Raw genomic sequence first — 17514 nt, 5'->3', positions numbered from 1 at the left:
TGCCCCTATAAAAAAAGAGCAAAAGTATACCCTTATCTTAATCTTCGTCATCTAATGCCGGTTGACTAATCTCAACGATTTTTAAAAACAGCGGCACGCTTTTCAAGGAAAGCTGACATTCCTTCTTTGCGATCTTCTAAAGCAAAAGTTGAATGGAACATGCGCCGCTCTGTTTTAATCCCGCTTATCAGAGGAACTTCCGCCACATCATTAATTGCTTCTTTAATCATCCTCACCACAGGGGCAGAAAACTGAGCGATCTTATGGGCGGTGGCTAGGGCCTCTTTTAACAGGTCTTCCGCTTTAAACACGCGCGTTACCAATCCCATGGCTTCAGCTTCAAGTGCTGTGATCATTCGCCCAGTTAAGCATAATTCCATGGCTTTCGCTTTGCCGACCAAAGCAGTGAGCCGCTGCGTGCCCCCAGCTCCGGGCATGGTGCCAATGGTAATTTCTGGTTGCCCAAACTTTGCGGTTTCGCTGGCATAAATAATGTCACACATCATCGCCAGCTCGCATCCGCCACCTAAGGCAAAGCCATTTACGGCCGCGATCACTGGCTTGTGGCAACGTGCCAACCTTTCCCAGGGCTGGATAAAATCCTTCTCAGCGATCTCAGCAAAGGTTAAATTTTTCATCTCGGCAATATCAGCGCCTGCGGCAAAGGCTTTACCAGACCCGGTCACAACAATAGCGCCAATGCGGGTATCATTCTCAGCTTGATCAAGAGCCGCGTTAAGCTGAGTAATAAGTTTTTTACACAGCGCATTCAAAGCATCAGGACGAGTCAGCGTAATAATCATAACCCGGTCATTAAAGTCAACGCTTATCATTTCCTCATTTTTCGCAGATTCAGTTTCTATTGCTGCGCTCACGATTGCCTCCTTTGACAGCTTGGACAAAAAAATGTGGATCGGCCACTTTGGCTAATCCGTTCTATTGTGCCGTCGCAAAGCGGTCTTTGGCAAGCCCCCTTCTCTTGATTATAAACAGAGAAAGTGTGTTGAAAGTAACCTAGTTCGCCATTTACTTGGCGATAATCTTTTAAAGTAGAACCGCCCGCAGCAATGGCTTGACGGAGAACCTCTTGCGCTGATTTCAATAACAGATCAGCCTGATCTAAAGTTAAATTTGCTGCCGGCTCTAAGGGATGAATCTGTGATCGCCATAAGGCTTCACAAACATAGATATTGCCCAATCCAACAACCAAGCGTTGATCCAATAAGACAGTCTTTATGGGGCGATTGGTCTTTACCAACAGTTGGTGCAAGGCCTGTGCCGTTAAAGTTTGATCCAGGGGTTCCAATAAATTCTTAAGGTGGTTACACTGTAGTATTGAAGCGCGCGGCAGCAAATCCATAAATCCAAATCGCCGGGGATCCTGATAGATAACGCGACGTTTCCCCTTCAGATGAATAACCACATGATCATGCTTACCAATGGCTGTGGTATCCGTAAGTTCATATAAGCGGCCGGACATCCCTAAATGAATTAGCCATGTATATCCCACATCTGTATGCATTAAAATATATTTGGCTCGGCGTTCAATCTCAATCACTGTTGCTCCCTTTAAGCATTCTGCCATTAATGGTGGGAAAGGATAACGCAGATCTAATCGATGCAGCTCAATTTGCTCGATCCGATAACCTTGCAGCATCTTCATCAAGCCGCGGCAAACAGTTTCAACTTCGGGTAATTCAGGCATGGAACCTCACACAATCATTAAGGCGCAGAACTTTAATGGGCCCTTCCTCTGCTTCTGGGCATAAGTGAACAGATTCATTGCATACTTGAACAATACGGATACCTGTAGGCGCCTGAGTGGGTGTAAACGGTTCCCCATTCAGCCACACTGTCCACTCGCTATGACTAGTAAACATAATTCCATCCAGACGCCATTCACCTTTTTTAACGGGGCTTTGCAGGCTATCTTTCTTATGAGGAAGCGTCCCTAAAACTTTTAATTCTGCTTCACTGACCATAGATGGCTCTATTTGAGCCCAACTAAAACTTAAAATTATACTAAATAAAAGGAAAAATTTATTTTGAAATCCACGCAATATTAATACGCCCTTCTACTAGATGAATACCTTGCCCTTCTTGTAGCATAGATTCATCCAAAGTCCTACTCCTGTGCAGTGAAAATTTTTCGATTGCCACCAAGGGAAAGAGTTCCCGTTCAAGATAATGTAAAAACTCTAAGATTTCGGCATCTGTGGCGGCTCTAACAACGCTGTAAATTTTATAAACTTTTAGCTCACCCTTGAAGGTGGCTTCTTCGACCTTTATCTGATCAACACTTACTCCGAATTGGCTTACCATATAATTGAAAATAGTTTTTAATCGCCCGGGCGCCCAGGCAGCCCCCTCCTTCACCTTCTGCCAAGCGACATCTTGGCACTGCTGGGCGAGTTGCCATTGCTGATGCAATGGATATTGGCTCTGCAGCAAGTGCAGTTGCTGTTCAGTGGTATTATATAGGCGAGCTCCTGCCCATAAAGTAGCGAAGACCAAGGCTGCGAGCAGTAGACGGCGGTCAGCGTGCCGTAAAATGTAGCCATAATTCAACATTGCCTTCTTCCATTAACTGAGCCTCTGAAATATGCTTGTCCAACCATTCTTGAATCCCTTCCCTTTCTTCGGTAAAATCGGGGTGCATAATAAACTGGCAACTTAAGTTCTGATTATCATATCTCAATTGGGTGATAACAATTTTTGAACGCCAAGCCTTTGCGAACTGATTATATTTGCTCCAATCAATTTGCTGCAAATTTGCTGTTAAGGCACCATAACTTTGGTATAAACGCGCCTGAGCTTGCTGTTCAAAAGTTAATGAACCTTGACCGGCGTATTGAGCAAGCTTATGCTGGCCTGCTGCTAAGTCCCACACCGCCAATAGACTTCCTATAACCAGCGCACCCACGATAATTGTTAGACACGTGTTAACTTTGATAAAGTCCCACCACTTTACATGTTGCAACTGAAGCTGGGGAATTATTCTTAACCGAGCTTGCAGGACTCGGGTGAATTTTAACTTTTTAAAGGAAGTGATTTGGGGCGCAAAGTTGATATCAAATCTTTTAAGATAGACCTGGATTTGCGACAGCGCATGGCAGTCCGCTGCTTGGAACAGCGCCTTTTAACACAGGCGATAGATCCTACCCCCTGGATTTGTAAGATCTCCCCGTTAGGTTGCCCGTTAGCAAACTGCCCCATATAATAGCTTGAAATAATTTGATGCTGGCTTTGTTGTAACTCAGACAAAGCTTGCTCTTGAAAAGGCGACCACATAACCTTTTCCTGACCATTATGGCACAGATACAGCGGAGGGTTTAATAACAGAATGAAGCGATAAGGCAAGTCGGCATAATTAATTGGTGCTGCGCCTTGATCTGTCAAATACAGCCACCGGTCTTGATCAAGGATAACCTTATCCATGAATTTGCCCTATGGACTCATAAAGCGGCAAAAGCACAGCCAGAACCACCCAGACCATTAACATCCCCATCACCACGACTAAGGTCGGCTGCAGCAAATCAAGCCAGGACTTCAATTTTAACTGTAATTGCCCCTGTTCAGCCTCACTTGAAGAAGCTAACAATGGGCCTAATTGTCCCGTTCTCTCTGCCACTTTAATCAAGGCTGCTGTTGGTGAATCTCCCGGAATGAGATCCTGCAGAGCCACCGATAAAGTATCGCCAGCTATCAGACAATGTTCCTTGGTTTGCAGCCTTGTTCTTAGCCACGCACAGGTCGGCGTTTGTGAGGCATAATACAAACTGGCCATGACATCTATTCGTGCTGTCAACATGATGCCTAATGCGTGTAAAAACTGTACAAACTGCAAGCGATATAAAACTTTGCCGGCACCGGGCAGTGAATACCGCCAAGGTTTCAAACCTTTACGGTGGCGATGTTGGCGCCAGAGCATCAGCAGCAAGAAACTAATTAAGCCCCCTCCTAAAATTTCGCTCGGGTGTTGGCCAACTGCAATTAAGAGCTGCGTTGATAAAGGGATATCTTGAATCCCCACCAAAGCTAATTGATCCATCAGACCAGGCAGAACAAAAAGTATAATAATGCAGAAGAGTAGTCCTAACAATCCCACCAAGAAAATAGGATACCTTAAAGAGTGCTGCAGCAGCTGCTGCCAAGATCGCCGCCATATAAGGTGCTGAGCTATTAAATTAAAAGCCTTAGCATAATCACCAGTTTTCTCTGCCAGCGCAACCATTTGTGAATTATAACAACTTCCAATTCCAGAGCGCTGTAATAAACTTTGGGACAAGGGTTTTCCATTAATCAGTTCAGATTGTAAGTGATTAAATTCTCCCTTTAGAAAAGAAGAATTGATGACATCTTTCGTTACCTCCAGCGCTTGGTACAAAGGCATTCGAGAGTGAGTCAAGTGAGCCAGCGTTTGCCAACAAAGAATCTGTTCACTTAAAGACACCTTACGCCGCATTCTGATCTCCTTCCGTGCCTATCAGGCCAAAGACTCGGGTTATTTCATTCTGATCTGTTAATTCATGATCCACCAAACTGTAAGCATAACTAGTCATGCGCTCCGAAGGATGGTGATGATATTGCTGCTCTAAATCATCACCTTCTACGAAGACTTCAGCTACAACATGGCGACCATAATATCCAGTGCTAAGGCAAGAAGAGCATCCTTCCCCTAAACAATCTGGGCATTTTAGTCGCAATAAGCGCTGGGCCATAGCTCCTTTCAAGACACCTGCCAAATAACTGGGGGGAACGCCTAAATCCTTAAGACGGTGCTCAATCAAACGTACATTGCTCACATGCAAGGTTGTCAGCACAAGATGTCCGGTCATGGCGGCTCGCACAGCCGTCATCGCGGTTTCCTCATCTCGGATCTCGGAGATATAAATGACATCTGGGTCATGCCTTAAAATTGATCGCAATGTCTCCGCAAAGCTGATCACATTTTCTTGGATTTCTGTTTGTCGGAGGCCTTCCAAACGATATTCAATGGGCTGCTCAACGGTCATTATGTTACGGCCCGATGGCATAATTTCTTGCAATAATGAATATAAGGTTGTTGTTTTCCCTGAGCCAGTCGGGCCAGTAATAATAAATAAGCCGTCAGGCAGCTGCGCAATCTTTTGTAGCTTTGCTAACTGATTGTCCGGCAATCCCAGATGATCCAACCCCAGCAACACTGAACGCGGATCCAACAATCGGATAACAATACTTTCCCCATCTTTGGTTGGGAGTGTGGAAACACGGCAATCAATCGGGTCACTGCGCTTTAAGAAACGGAAAGCCCCATCTTGGGGCCGGCGAGTCTGCGCTAAATCTAAATGACTTAGAACTTTAATATGAGCCCGCAGTGCTTGCCATTGCTCATTATGTAATGTGCGAAATGCAACCAAAGCCCCATCTATTCTCAGTAAAATCTGACAATGGTGGGAGGCAGGGACAAAGTGGATATCACTTGTACGGTTTTCTAAGGCTTGAGAAATTAAATCGCGTAATAAGTCAGGCGCATAGTCCTGAGCCTGGGTGGTGGCGGTGATCTGATAATTTAATTGATCCATGGCTTTTGGATCACATAAGTAAAGCTTTAAAGACTGATCTGGATAAGTTTGCGCTAGCTTACGCTGCAAGAATAAGTCCTGAGGATCAGATACTGCAATTTGCAAATAATCTTCTAAATCATTAACAATATAAACCCAACCATTGGGATGATAATGGCAGTCACTGCAGGCCGATAGATCGATAAAGGGGATCTCCATCTGGGCTGCCAGAACTGGGTAAAGATCTTCCGACTTTATAAACCCTAAAGTCAACAAGATCTCCCCTAAAAACCGCCGCGATCTTCTTTGTTCACGTAAGGCAGTATCAAGATGATCCTGTTGGATGAGTCGCTTTTCAATTAATAGCTCACCAAGTAAAGGCATAATCAAGCTTAATAATTTTTAACTTTTTTGATGGTTCTACCACAAATATTTTTGAACACAAAGCAAAAGACATCTCTTCCTGTTAAAAATAAGAGTCAGCAAAAGTTCCTAACTGGGCTTTTTTATTGTGATTTATTAACAAATAGAGTATAAACTGGCTATAATGTTTACTGTGTTTATTAGGTAAAATCCGTGGCGGACCGCCCACCTATACTCTACGCGCCCAAAAAAGCAAGCGCTAAGACTTCTAAATCAAAAAAGTCAAAAAGTTTTCTTTCGTGGCTGAGTTTTTCTTTACCAAAATTTAGCTTAGGGAAATTATTTAAAAGGAAGAAATCCCCCGACAAGAAGCCTAAAAGGAAGGGTTCAGGTCGGACAACCATCCGCTGGATGCTCTTTAAGCTCTTTTTAACGCTGGGCGTATGGATTTTTAGCTTTGGCGTTTTAGCAATCTTATGGTTTAGTTATGATTTACCGGATACTGATCAACTAATGGTCAGCTCTCGCAAGCCCGGCGTTACCATTCAAGCCTGGGATGGCACGATTGTTGGCACTTATGGCGACCTTTTTGAAGAAATGGTCAAATTAAATGATCTGCCCACCCATGTGCCGCAGGCCTTAATGTCAATCGAAGATCGCCGCTTTTACGGCCATTTTGGCGTGGACGTTATCGGCTTGATCCGGGCCGCGTACACCAACTACCGGGCGGGCAGAGTCGTCCAAGGGGGCTCGACCATTACTCAGCAGCTGGCAAAAAACTTTTTACAAAATCAAGGCAAGTATAGCGTCCATGACCGTTCGCTGCGGCGTAAAATTCAAGAAGTCATTTTGGCTGTTTGGCTGGAGATGAAGTTCACCAAGGACCAAATTATGACTATGTATTTGAATCGAGTCTATTTTGGCGCCGGCACCTTTGGCATTGAAGCGGCCTCACAAAAATATTTTCATAAACCTGCTAAGCATTTGACCGTTTATGAAGCCGCTGTTATTGCCGGGCTGTTAAAAGCACCCTCCCGCTACTCTCCCAAAAGCAACCCTACCCGCTCCCATGAGCGTGCGCTCGTCGTCTTAAACCAAATGCAGGAAGCCGGGTACATCAAGTCGGTGGAAATTGCCCTGCAGCAAAAACATGATGAAGCTCAAGAAGAGACAATTGATATTAAGAGTGGCAACTTCTTTGGCGATTGGGTCTATGATCAAATTCCAAGCTTAATCGGCTCTTATGATGAAGATTTAGTGGTCGTGACCACGTTAGATCCTTTTATGCAGCACCAAGCTGAGGTTGCCACCAAAGCTAAAATGGATGAATTAGCCCAAAAATACAAAACCAGTGAAATTTCCTTGGTAGCAATGACTCCTGACGGGGCAGTGCGAGCCATGATCGGCGGCACCCATTACGGAAAAAGTCAATATAACCGGGCTACCCAAGCTTTACGCCAACCCGGATCGTCCTTTAAGCCGTTTGTTTATTTAGCTGGTCTTGAAAGCGGCCTGACGCCTAGCACCATAATTTCCGATGAACCTTTTAGTCATGGAGGATGGACTCCTGGCAACTTTAGAACCTATCATTCGGTGGGGGCGATTACCATGGCCGAGGCTTTGAAGAAGTCAGTTAATACGGTGACCGCCCGGATTGCAGCGCAAGTGGGCGGCCCTAAAATTGCCTCTGTCGCCCGTCGTTTAGGTATTACCAGTGAGATGATAACAGACCTGAGTATTTGCTTAGGAACCACTGAAGTTACGCTTTTAGAACTGACAGGAGCTTATGCGTCCTTTGCTAATAAAGGAAACTTTGTCTCCCCTTACGGCATTCTAGAAATCCGTAATAAGAAGGGGGACATCCTTTATCAGCATCAAGCGCCTGATCCGATCCAAGTTATTAAGCCTCACTATCTTAATCAGATGAATCAAATGATGATGGCAGTTATTGAAGGGGGCACGGGGCGTGCGGCCAAAACAGATTATCCAACGGCTGGTAAAACGGGCAGTAACGGCGATAAGGACGCCTGGTTTATCGGTTTTACCACCAATCTTGTGGTGGGAATCTGGACAGGAAATGACAACAATGCGCCTATGATTAAAAACTCCACGGGGGGCCGTCTTCCTGCCCAAACCTTTGCTCTGTTCATGAAGCCGGTACTTGAGGCAAATCCGCCTAGTGGATCCTTACTTATTAGTGGCGTTCACTCCCCAGCTACCGCTGAGGAAGAAGAGGAAAGTGACATTATTCGAGAAAGTGAAATTGAAAGCACTACCTTTACAGAAGAACCATTAGACTCGGCTAGCTTTGATAAATTAATGGAAGAGGCAGCATTAGAATAGCTTCTTCTTTTACCTCCAGCAGCTGACAACCAAGCCCGTAAGAGAAGGATCATTTTAGCTTTAGGCAGGTTGGTTAGTTGATTAATCCCCTCTCAATTTATTGAGAGTGCATTGCCAGGCCGATTTGCTATGACCGAGTCATAACTCTTAGGCGTCTTTCATAAGGGTAAATACTCCAGCATCTGCCCCTTATTAGATTATCTGCTTTTCTGCTTCTTGCCCTTAATCTTGCTGTCCGTCGCCTTTTGAATAACTTCTTATAGCCAGGATAAAAGGTTGTAGTTATAATTAATTTATAAAACCCACCAATTTATCTATAATTCTATGCTCAGACCCCGCAAAGCCAAAATTGTTGCTACTCTTGGTCCCTCTAGCCAAACCTATGAAGAAATTTTAAGCTTACACCAAGCGGGAGCAGACGTTTTCCGTCTGAATTTCTCCCATGGTACCCATGATCAACATCGAAACACCTATGAAATTATTCGCAAGATTGAGGAATTTGTTAAAAGCCCCATCGCCATTTTAGCAGATCTGCAAGGCCCTAAGCTCAGGATCGGCGAATTTCAAGAATGTGCTATTAATCTGATAAATGATGCCACCTTTATTCTTGACAATCAGAATATCTCTGGCGACCAAGGACGGGTCTATTTACCCCACCCCGAATTATTTAAGGCTGTCCGGCCAGGCGTCGAGCTTTTATTAGACGATGGCAAAATCCGCTTAATTGTCGAGCGTGCTTCTGAGCATCAAATTGTCACTAGAGTTAAAGTTGGCGGCAAGCTATCAAACCGCAAAGGTGTAAATATTCCGGGCGTGACAATTCCTATTTCATCGATCACAGACAAAGATAAAGCTGACCTTGAGTTTGCTTTAAGTTTAGGGGTGGATTGGGTTGCAATTTCCTTTGTTCAGCGTTCAGAGGACGTTAGTGAAGCCAAAGCGTTAATCGGCGATAAAGCTAAACTGATTAGCAAAATTGAGAAACCTAAAGCAATGGAGCATCTGGCAGAGATTGTTGCTCTCTCCGACGCCGTTATGGTGGCCCGTGGCGATTTAGGGGTAGAAATGGCCCCTGAAGAAGTTCCCACTGCCCAGAAAATGATTATCCGCGAAGGACGAGAAGCTGGCAAGCCCGTGATTGTTGCCACTCAAATGCTTGATTCTATGGTGCACAGTCCGGCGCCGACGCGGGCGGAGGCTTCTGACGTTGCTACCGCTATCTATGACGGTGCAGATGCGGTGATGTTGTCAGCAGAGTCCGCAAGCGGTGAATATCCGCAGGAATCCGTTTCAATGATGAGCCGAATCATTACCCAAGTTGAAAATGATCCTTTCTATCACAATTTAATTCAGGTTTATCGCCCCTCTGCCCGTCCCACCGTACAGGACGCCATGACCGCTGCTGCGCGCCAAGTTGCACAAACAATTCCAATTAAAGCCATTGTTATTTTTACAGAAACTGGCCATTCAACCTTAAGTGAAACGCGGGAGAAACCAAAATCTCCTGTGGTCGCGCTGACTCCCCGCATTGAGACTGCACGGATGATGTGCCTTTATTGGGGAACATTACCTATTCTATGTGATCCAATTTCAAGCTTGGCGGAAATGGTTCAGAAAGCCAGCGACCGTTTGGTGGCCAACAATGTGGTCAAAAAAGGCGATCATGTTATTATCTTGGCCGGCGTCCCCTTTGGCCAGCAAAGTGGCGCCAACATTATGCGTCTGGTCGAAATTGATTCAGAATATAAAGATAAGTAACTTCTTTCCGATGGCCCTGCTCCCTCCATTTAAGGCGCTCTTGTCAGGAGCACAGGAAGGGGGCAGATCAAATGAATTATCAGTCAGCCTTTTCCAGAGGCGAGCACTCATAGTCCATAACGCCCCTACCGTCTACTCAAAAAATCTATAAATAAATGTGATCTGACGACATATTCTTAACCATCTATTCTCGATAATAAATAAGATCCTCAATTCTATTACCGAGAGAGACCATGGTAAGAAATACGACATTATTTTTACTAGGAATTAGCTATCTATTTTCGCTATCATCAGCACAAGAGCAAGCAACCTCTAAGGAGACTATAATGGTATCAAGCACTCTACCGTCTTGGGATCTAAGTGATTTCTATCGAAGCCCTCAGGATTCCGCTATTGAGCAGGATTTAGCCCTGGCCAAGCAATATGCTAACGAGTTTGCTTCCACCTATCAAACGCCGGCTAATGAGCCATCACCTTTGACAAAGTCCTCAACCCTTCTTCAGTCAATTAAAGATTATGAGCGGCTTGAGGAACTGTTAGGGAAGCTTATGAGTTACGCCTTTCTAAACTCCGCCACTCAACTCAACGATACCGGCGCTCAACAGTTCTTACAATATATTCAAGAACAAATAACGGCTTTATTCTCTAATCTTGTCTTCTATAATCTGGCTTTATGTCAACTGGAAGATGCTAACTTAGAGCAAAGTTTTGCAGAGTTAGCCGCCCTTAATCGTTATCGATCTTGGATTAATAATGCCCGCTTGTATAAACCGCACCAGCTCCCCGAAGAGCAAGAAAAACTGTTGATCGAGAAGTCGCTAACCGGGCGGTCAGCGTGGAACCGCTTATATGATGAAACATTAGCAGCCATCAGATTCGAGTGGAAAGGCGAAAAGATTGGCATTAGCGAGGTGGTTGATAAGCTAAGTGATAAAGATGAAGCCGTGAGAGCAGAAGCTGCGCGATCAATGCATGACGGCCTTCAAAGCAATATCTCAATTTTTACGACCGTGACCAATGTTCTGGCAAAAGATAAAGAAATTGATGACCGCTGGCGTCGGTACCCCCATCCGGTAGCGTCACGCAATCTTGCCAACCAAGTTGAAGACGACGTCGTTGAAGCCTTAGCCGCCGCTGTAACCGCCGCCTATCCTAGCCTTAGCCATCGTTATTATGCTTTAAAAGCCAAATGGATGGGGAAGAACAAAATTGAATATTGGGACCGTAATGCCCCGTTGCCTGAAGCAGAAGACAGAACGATTGATTGGGAAGAGGCTAAAGATATCGTTCACAAAGCCTATCAGAAGTTTAGTCCCGAGATGGCAGAAATTGGTAAGCGTTTCTTTGATAATCCATGGATTGATGTGCCTGCCAAGCCTGGCAAACGTTCTGGAGCATTTGCGCACCCGACGGTTCCCAGCTTGCATCCGTATTTGATGCTCAACTACCAGGGTAAATTGCGCGATGTCATGACCTTGGCCCACGAACTCGGCCATGGGGTTCATCAAGTTTTAGCAGCAACTCAGGGCCCCCTCCTGGCTGACACGCCATTGACAATTGCTGAAACTGCATCTGTGTTTGGCGAAATGCTAACCTTTCAATCCTTATTACAGCAATGCTCGACCAATGACCAGAAACGGAGCATGATCGCCGCCAAAGTTGAAGATATGCTCAATACAGTTGTCCGGCAAATTGCTTTCTTCGAATTTGAAAAGCAAGTCCATCAGCGTCGACGCAGTGGCGAATTATCGGCCACGGATCTAGGGGAGATATGGATACAAACTCAGCGCGACGCTTTAGGTGATGCCGTTAATTTGGATGAGCGAATTACCCCTTACTGGGCTTATATTTCTCACTTTATCCATGCTCCCTTCTACGTTTATGCTTATGCGTTTGGCGATTGCTTGGTCAACTCTCTGTATGCTGTTTATCAGCAAGGTCATCCAGGGTTTGCGGAAAAGTATTTGGATCTCCTGCGTGCTGGCGGCAGTAAACGCTATCCAGAGTTGCTCGCACCTTTTGGATTGGATGCTAAAGACCCAGCCTTCTGGAATCGCGGACTGACCATGATCTCAGGCCTTATTGATCAGTTGGAAAACCTATAATGGATGATCTATCCCTTTCGAGCCGCCTTAAGCGCTATGTGCAAGTCACCTCAGCCATGACGGGTCTAGCCAGTCGTTTGGTCGGTGAAAAATATTTAGGCCTATCCATTGATCGGGATCGCCATGCCGAAAGCTTGAAGAATCTTCTCGGCGGCTTAAAAGGCCCCTTGATGAAGGTAGCCCAGTTCTTAGCCACTATCCCTGGGGCGCTGCCGCCCGAATATGCCAATGAGCTGTTGGAGTTACAATCCAATGCCCCGGCGATGGGTTGGCCCTTTGTGCGGCGGCGTATGGCAGGAGAGTTGGGCGCAAATTGGATGGACCATTTTCAGGACTTCTCGCAACCGGCAGCTGCCGCTGCTTCCCTGGGTCAGGTCCATAAAGCTCAACTTAAAAATGGCGAGTTGGTTGCTTGCAAGCTGCAGTATCCCAATATGGACTCCGTCATTGAAGCGGACTTAAACCAGCTTAATTTAATCTTGTCTGCTTATGAATCCTTTAATAATGCTTTAAAAACTGAAGCAATTCGCGAAGAAATTGAGGAACGCTTAAAAGAAGAACTCGACTATTTAAATGAAGCCCAAAACTTAAAGATATTTGCTAGAATCTTTGCGCATAATTCTCACATTCATCTGCCCCAAGTGTATGATGACCTCACTACAAGGCGGCTTTTAACAATGCAGTGGCTGGATGGCCAAAATGCCCTTGATTACTGTCAAGCTGATCAAGAATTGCGTAATAGTATTGGCGGCAAACTTTATCATGCTTGGTATTATCCATTCTATCACTATGGACTTATTCATGGTGACCCTCATCCAGGCAATTATAAAGTTACATCTGAGGCTCACATTAATATCTTAGACTTAGGCTGCATTCGCAGCTTCTCGGGAAGCTTTGTGTTAGGGGTCATCGAATTATACCGGGCTTTACAGACCAATGATCAAGCAAGAGCTGTACATGCTTATGAATGTTGGGGCTTTAAAAATCTCAACAAGCAGCTTATTGAGATCATTTCCGAATGGGCCAAGCTATTGTACGAGCCGTTACTAGATGATCGTGTACGCTTAATCCAAAATGATCTTAAAGGCCAGATTGGCTGGGAAACAGCCAGCAAAGTTCACGAGCAACTGAGTCAAGCCGGTGGCATTCGTCCGCCCCGGGAATTTGTCTTTATGGACCGGGCGGCCGTAGGTATTGGTTCAGTCATGATGCGCCTCCAAGCCCAGCAAAACTGGCATCAATTAACGGAGGCGCTGGTCGAACGGTTTGAGGCGACTCAACTTGAGAGAAATAAAGCGGAAGTAAGCACCTTGACTTAATAATGCCGCAAACTCTAAGAGGTCCTCAAGACGATGAGCCTACCGTTGGCGTCGCCAGGTTATTAAGCCTGCAATCAGCACCCCAATAGAAATGATGAAAACGATAATACTGGCTAAAGCATTGATTTCAGGGCTAACCCCCAACCGGATGCTGGAGAAAATCAGCATGGGCAGCGTCGTCGCCCCCGGCCCGGAAAGAAAACTGGCAATCACTAGATCATCTAAGGATAAAGCAAAAGCTAATAACCAACCTGAGATCAAACTGGGGGCAATCATCGGCAACGTAATCACCAGGAACACTTTGGTAGGACGAGCGCCTAAATCTTGAGCTGCTTCTTCGACAGAACGATCAAAATCTGACAGCCGGGCTTGAATAATTAAGTAAACATAAGCTGTGGCTAAGGTAATATGGGCAATTGCTATGGTCATCACCCCGCGATGCGACGGCCATCCTATCAATTGTTCAGTGGACACAAACATCATTAACATCGCTAGGCCCGTCATGATGTCGGGCATAATTAATGGCGCAGAAATCAAACCGCTAAACAATGTCCGGCCCTTAAAGGCGCCAAAACGTACCATAGTCACAGCGGCCAGGGTCCCGAGAATCACCGCCAAGGTCGCCGTCATGGTGGCAATCTTGAGGCTGGCAAACACCGCATCAATCAGCCCCTCATTTTCTAAAAGCGATCGATACCACTTCAAGGTAAAGCGTGTCCAGGTAGTGACGAGCATGGACTCGTTAAAAGAAAGAATGACCACAGTCAAGATGGGGATGTATAAAAATGCATACCCTAAAATTAAACCTGTGATATTGAATGAAGACAAACGACGCATTTCTATCCTCGCCGGCGCAACTGTCGACGTTGCAATACCATAATCGGTACAATAAACATCAGCAGCATAACCACAGCGACTGTGGCGGCAATGGGCCAGTCACGGTTATTAAAGAATTCAATCCAAATGATTCGCCCAATCATCAAATTATCTGGAGCCCCCAACAATTCAGGGATGACAAATTCCCCTAAAGCGGGAATAAAGACTAAAGCAATCCCAGACCACATACCGGGTAAGGATAACGGAAAAGTCACGCGCCAAAACGCCCGCCACGGTGAACACCCCAAATCATAAGCTGCCTCTAGATAAGAATCATCAATCTTTTCCAGAACCGAATAAATCGGCAAGATCATAAAGGGTAGATAACAGTAAACAATTCCGACCATGACTGAAAAGTTATTATAAAGAAACTGTTTCGGTTCAGCGATTATTCCAAGATACAATAACAATTGATTCAATAGCCCATCCTTTGACAGAATCCCCATCCAGGCATACACCCGAACTAAAAAAGATGTCCAGAAGGGTAAAATGATCAGCAAGAGAAAAATGTAGCGCCATCTCTGCGGAAGTCGCGTAATGCCATAAGCAATGCTATACCCCAGTACCAGGCAGCACAACGTGGCAATGAAAGCAATTGACAAAGATGCCAGTAAGCCTGAGGCATAAAAGGGATCAAGCAGAAGGCGCAAATAATTGCCGATATTAAGGCGGATATTCATGACCCCGGTTTGTGTCCATTCTAAAAGGGGAAGGTAGGGAGGAACAGCTAAAGTGGACTCGCTCAGGGAAATTTTAAAGACCAACAGGAAAGGAATCATAAAGAAGACAATTAGCCAGCCATAGGGCACTGCCGTGACCAGGCGGCGATCGCCCCGCCAGGGGGCACGTCGAATGGGAGGATGGTTGGGTAAGGGCTTCTTCGGGGTCATGAGGTCAATATCACCCCATTTTCTGCTCGCCAGAATAAATATACTTCATCATCCCAGCTGACTTCGCGTTCAGAAAACCTTAACAGGTTAGGACGCGCTGCTTGCACCATTTTCCCTGATTCTAATTCCACATAATAAATTGAGATATCGCCAAGATATGCAATCTCGCGGACAATCCCTTTAGCAGAGTTACGATTGCCAGCCGGGGGTGTTGACGAAATCATGACTTTTTCAGGACGAATCGCAACTGCCGTATGGCTGCCAACAGGAATAGCTGCTGAATCAGTTACATATAGCTGGCAGCCCGCCTCTTCTGAATCCAGTAAGACAAAGTTATCTTCATCCTCGATCACCACCCCTTCGAAAATATTCATCGATCCAATAAATTCTGCAACATAACGGGAATTAGGAAACTCATAGATATCATGAGGAGCGCCAACTTGGCGGATACGCCCTTCTTCCATAATTCCCAAGCGCGTGGACATGGTCATGGCCTCTTCTTGATCATGGGTAACCATAACAAAGGTAATCCCGACACGCTCTTGAATATTAACTAGCTCAAATTGAGTTTGCTCGCGCAGACGTTTATCCAATGCCCCTAACGGCTCGTCCAACAATAAAAGCTTGGGTTCTTTTACAAGGCTACGCGCCAAGGCGACGCGCTGACGCTGCCCTCCTGAAAGCTGGGACGGCTTACGATCGCCAAAGCCCGACATTTGCACAAGATCCAGGGCCCATTTGACTTTGTCTTGGATAATTTTCTTCGCCATCCGTTCTTGCTTTAGACCGAAAGCAATATTCTGGCTTACAGTCATATGGGGAAACAGAGCATAAGACTGGAACATCATATTGACAGGACGATCATAGGGAGGCCAATCGGTAACATCAGTATCATCAATATAAATGCGACCGGCTGTGGGCGACTCGAATCCTGCTAACATTCTCAGCAGGGTCGTCTTACCACTGCCTGAGCCGCCCAAAAGCGAAAACAGTTCCCCCTTATAAATTTGTAAGGATACGCCTTTGACCGCTTGCACCGCGCCAAAAGACTTAGAAACATTATCAATATGTATATACGGTTTAGCTTTTGAATCTTGCCAAGGTTCAAGGGCCCGTAAAGGTTGTGATAAAGGTGGCATCGTCCCCTCAATTCTTTCCTAAGCGAAACTGTGTCCACAATCGCGTCCGACACCGTTCATAGGTTATACTCTGTGGCCGGTCAAGCTTTAGCTTTGCCATAGTTTCAGGCTTCGGATAAATAGTTGCATCACTTTTAATCTTATCTTCAATATAGGGGGAGGCTGCCTTGTTCGCCACCGCTAATTTAGTCGCATTACTAATGCGCGCACTTATTTGGGGACGCAGCAGAAAGTCAATGAACTTATGAGCATTTTTAGGATGGGGCGCCCCTTGCGGAATCGCCATCGTGTCAATCCATAAGGTACCGCCTTCGTCCGGAACCACATAGCGAATATGAATTTTCTTACCCGCTTCGTCAGCGCGTGCTTGCGCCAGTTGCGCCTCCCCTGACCATGCTTGCGCTAGGCAACTCTCGCCGCCGACTAATTCATTGACAAATCGAGACGAACTAAATCGCTTAACGGATGAGCGTATTCGCGTTAAACCTTGCTGGGCTGCCTCTAAATCCTCCAGGCTATCACTGCGAGGATCCTTCCCTAGATAAGTCAATACGGCTGGATAGACATCCACTGGCTCATCCAATAATGTTACCCCACAGTCAGCAAATTTTGCCACCACTTCAGGGTCAAATAACATCTTATAACTGTTTACCGGTGCCTGGGGGAGCCGCTTAGTGATTTCTTCTTCCACGTAAGCAAACCCAAAGGTTCCCCAATAAAAAGGAACCGTATATTCTAACTGTGGGTCGGCCAAACGCATCTGCTCATAGATAGCTGGATCTACATTCTTTAAGTTAGGGATCAGAGTTTTGTCAATTTTTTGATAAACATCTGCTTCTATCTGGCGAACAGCATAAGGAGAAGCCGACGGAAAGATCACATCATAGCCTGAGTTACCGGAAAACAGTTTTGCTTCTAAAATCTCATTATTATCATACAGGTCATAGCGCACTGATATCCCGGTCTCAGCCTCAAACTCATCAATCACGCCTTTGGGAATCATTCCATACCAATTGTAGACATTAAGATACTGATCCTCAGTGCTTAACGGCACAGGACGGAAATAGGTTGCTGCAGCAAGCCCCAGGATCACAGCGATGCCGGCACTCAACAGCAGCCGCACTTGAGCAAAGCGTGGATTATTCATACTCAATTTATCTATCATACGTCCGATAAAT

16 protein-coding genes are annotated in these 17514 nt (G+C 45.6%); 4 read left to right on the top strand and 12 right to left on the bottom strand.

What is annotated here, in order from left to right; all coding sequences use genetic code 11:
• Positions 1 to 71 precede the first annotated feature (71 nt).
• The 8 genes from HMO_RS0107480 to HMO_RS0107445 all read right to left on the bottom strand — a co-directional run bounded on the left by HMO_RS0107480 (position 72) and on the right by HMO_RS0107445 (position 5927).
• The gene (locus HMO_RS0107480) at positions 72 to 833 is read right to left on the bottom strand and encodes an enoyl-CoA hydratase-related protein (RefSeq protein ID WP_029448644.1); all 762 of its coding nucleotides are present in this window, start codon (positions 831 to 833) and stop codon (positions 72 to 74) included.
• A 38-nt stretch (positions 834 to 871) separates the two neighbouring features.
• A complete protein-coding gene (gene mutM / locus HMO_RS0107475) occupies positions 872 to 1705 on the bottom strand; it encodes a bifunctional DNA-formamidopyrimidine glycosylase/DNA-(apurinic or apyrimidinic site) lyase (RefSeq protein ID WP_010300830.1) in 834 nt (277 codons plus the stop codon).
• Entirely contained in the window at positions 1698 to 1982 is a 285-nt protein-coding gene (locus tag HMO_RS0107470; protein WP_139016852.1) for a hypothetical protein, read from the bottom strand. Before HMO_RS0107470 ends, mutM begins: the two co-directional genes overlap by 8 nt.
• A gap of 58 nt (positions 1983 to 2040) precedes the next feature.
• Positions 2041 to 2571, bottom strand: coding sequence for a hypothetical protein (locus tag HMO_RS0107465; protein ID WP_139016851.1), 531 nt, complete (start codon positions 2569 to 2571; stop codon positions 2041 to 2043).
• Positions 2537 to 2896 carry a hypothetical protein gene (locus HMO_RS0107460; protein WP_029448642.1) on the bottom strand — a complete coding sequence of 120 codons (360 nt, stop codon included), beginning with the start codon at positions 2894 to 2896 and terminating at the stop codon, positions 2537 to 2539. The genes HMO_RS0107465 and HMO_RS0107460 overlap by 35 nt, the downstream gene beginning before the upstream one ends.
• 134 nt (positions 2897 to 3030) lie before the next feature.
• Positions 3031 to 3438, bottom strand: coding sequence for a hypothetical protein (locus HMO_RS0107455; protein ID WP_010300817.1), 408 nt, complete (start codon positions 3436 to 3438; stop codon positions 3031 to 3033).
• Positions 3431 to 4465, bottom strand: coding sequence for a type II secretion system F family protein (locus HMO_RS0107450; protein WP_010300815.1), 1035 nt, complete (start codon positions 4463 to 4465; stop codon positions 3431 to 3433). Before HMO_RS0107450 ends, HMO_RS0107455 begins: the two co-directional genes overlap by 8 nt.
• A complete protein-coding gene (locus HMO_RS0107445) occupies positions 4455 to 5927 on the bottom strand; it encodes a GspE/PulE family protein (RefSeq protein WP_010300812.1) in 1473 nt (490 codons plus the stop codon). The genes HMO_RS0107450 and HMO_RS0107445 overlap by 11 nt, the downstream gene beginning before the upstream one ends.
• Positions 5928 to 6119: 192 nt before the next feature.
• On the opposite strand from HMO_RS0107445, the gene HMO_RS14235 reads away from it, so the two are divergent.
• From HMO_RS14235 to HMO_RS0107425, 4 genes are all read left to right on the top strand, one after another.
• The gene (locus HMO_RS14235) at positions 6120 to 8249 is read left to right on the top strand and encodes a transglycosylase domain-containing protein (protein WP_139016850.1); all 2130 of its coding nucleotides are present in this window, start codon (positions 6120 to 6122) and stop codon (positions 8247 to 8249) included.
• A gap of 324 nt (positions 8250 to 8573) precedes the next feature.
• Complete coding sequence (gene pyk, locus HMO_RS0107435) at positions 8574 to 10007, top strand: pyruvate kinase (protein ID WP_010300806.1); 1434 nt, start codon at positions 8574 to 8576, stop codon at positions 10005 to 10007.
• Positions 10008 to 10333: 326 nt separating this feature from the next.
• Positions 10334 to 12112, top strand: coding sequence for a M3 family oligoendopeptidase (locus tag HMO_RS0107430; RefSeq protein WP_010300803.1), 1779 nt, complete (start codon positions 10334 to 10336; stop codon positions 12110 to 12112).
• Positions 12112 to 13431 (top strand): ABC1 kinase family protein, encoded by a 1320-nt coding sequence (locus tag HMO_RS0107425; protein WP_010300800.1) that lies wholly within the window; start codon positions 12112 to 12114, stop codon positions 13429 to 13431. The genes HMO_RS0107430 and HMO_RS0107425 overlap by 1 nt, the downstream gene beginning before the upstream one ends.
• A gap of 39 nt (positions 13432 to 13470) precedes the next feature.
• Here HMO_RS0107425 and HMO_RS0107420 read toward each other — a convergent pair whose 3' ends face one another.
• From HMO_RS0107420 to HMO_RS0107405, 4 genes are read right to left on the bottom strand one after another with little or no spacing between them, the layout of a single operon-like run.
• Positions 13471 to 14268, bottom strand: coding sequence for an ABC transporter permease subunit (locus tag HMO_RS0107420; RefSeq protein ID WP_010300798.1), 798 nt, complete (start codon positions 14266 to 14268; stop codon positions 13471 to 13473).
• A gap of 2 nt (positions 14269 to 14270) precedes the next feature.
• Entirely contained in the window at positions 14271 to 15197 is a 927-nt protein-coding gene (locus HMO_RS0107415) for an ABC transporter permease subunit (protein ID WP_010300795.1), read from the bottom strand.
• Positions 15194 to 16336, bottom strand: coding sequence for an ABC transporter ATP-binding protein (locus tag HMO_RS0107410; protein WP_010300793.1), 1143 nt, complete (start codon positions 16334 to 16336; stop codon positions 15194 to 15196). Before HMO_RS0107410 ends, HMO_RS0107415 begins: the two co-directional genes overlap by 4 nt.
• Before the next feature lie 7 nt (positions 16337 to 16343).
• Complete coding sequence (locus HMO_RS0107405) at positions 16344 to 17483, bottom strand: extracellular solute-binding protein (protein ID WP_010300790.1); 1140 nt, start codon at positions 17481 to 17483, stop codon at positions 16344 to 16346.
• Positions 17484 to 17514 lie beyond the last annotated feature (31 nt).

The organism is Candidatus Odyssella thessalonicensis L13, from assembly GCF_000190415.1.
GTDB classification, from domain to species: Bacteria; Pseudomonadota; Alphaproteobacteria; order Paracaedibacterales; family Paracaedibacteraceae; genus Paracaedibacter; species Paracaedibacter thessalonicensis.
Note: the sequence above shows the minus strand (reverse complement) of the source record. Positions and strands in the feature narration are given on the sequence as shown.

Coding starts and splice junctions, on each gene's coding strand:
- HMO_RS0107480 (WP_029448644.1), bottom strand. CDS start 833: ATGATAAGCGTTGACTTTAATGACCGGGTTATGATTATTACGCTGACT.
- mutM (WP_010300830.1), bottom strand. CDS start 1,705: ATGCCTGAATTACCCGAAGTTGAAACTGTTTGCCGCGGCTTGATGAAG.
- HMO_RS0107470 (WP_139016852.1), bottom strand. CDS start 1,982: ATGGTCAGTGAAGCAGAATTAAAAGTTTTAGGGACGCTTCCTCATAAG.
- HMO_RS0107465 (WP_139016851.1), bottom strand. CDS start 2,571: ATGTTGAATTATGGCTACATTTTACGGCACGCTGACCGCCGTCTACTG.
- HMO_RS0107455 (WP_010300817.1), bottom strand. CDS start 3,438: ATGGATAAGGTTATCCTTGATCAAGACCGGTGGCTGTATTTGACAGAT.
- HMO_RS0107450 (WP_010300815.1), bottom strand. CDS start 4,465: ATGCGGCGTAAGGTGTCTTTAAGTGAACAGATTCTTTGTTGGCAAACG.
- HMO_RS0107445 (WP_010300812.1), bottom strand. CDS start 5,927: ATGCCTTTACTTGGTGAGCTATTAATTGAAAAGCGACTCATCCAACAG.
- pyk (WP_010300806.1), top strand. CDS start 8,574: ATGCTCAGACCCCGCAAAGCCAAAATTGTTGCTACTCTTGGTCCCTCT.
- HMO_RS0107430 (WP_010300803.1), top strand. CDS start 10,334: ATGGTATCAAGCACTCTACCGTCTTGGGATCTAAGTGATTTCTATCGA.
- HMO_RS0107425 (WP_010300800.1), top strand. CDS start 12,112: ATGGATGATCTATCCCTTTCGAGCCGCCTTAAGCGCTATGTGCAAGTC.
- HMO_RS0107420 (WP_010300798.1), bottom strand. CDS start 14,268: ATGCGTCGTTTGTCTTCATTCAATATCACAGGTTTAATTTTAGGGTAT.
- HMO_RS0107415 (WP_010300795.1), bottom strand. CDS start 15,197: ATGACCCCGAAGAAGCCCTTACCCAACCATCCTCCCATTCGACGTGCC.
- HMO_RS0107410 (WP_010300793.1), bottom strand. CDS start 16,336: ATGCCACCTTTATCACAACCTTTACGGGCCCTTGAACCTTGGCAAGAT.
- HMO_RS0107405 (WP_010300790.1), bottom strand. CDS start 17,483: ATGAATAATCCACGCTTTGCTCAAGTGCGGCTGCTGTTGAGTGCCGGC.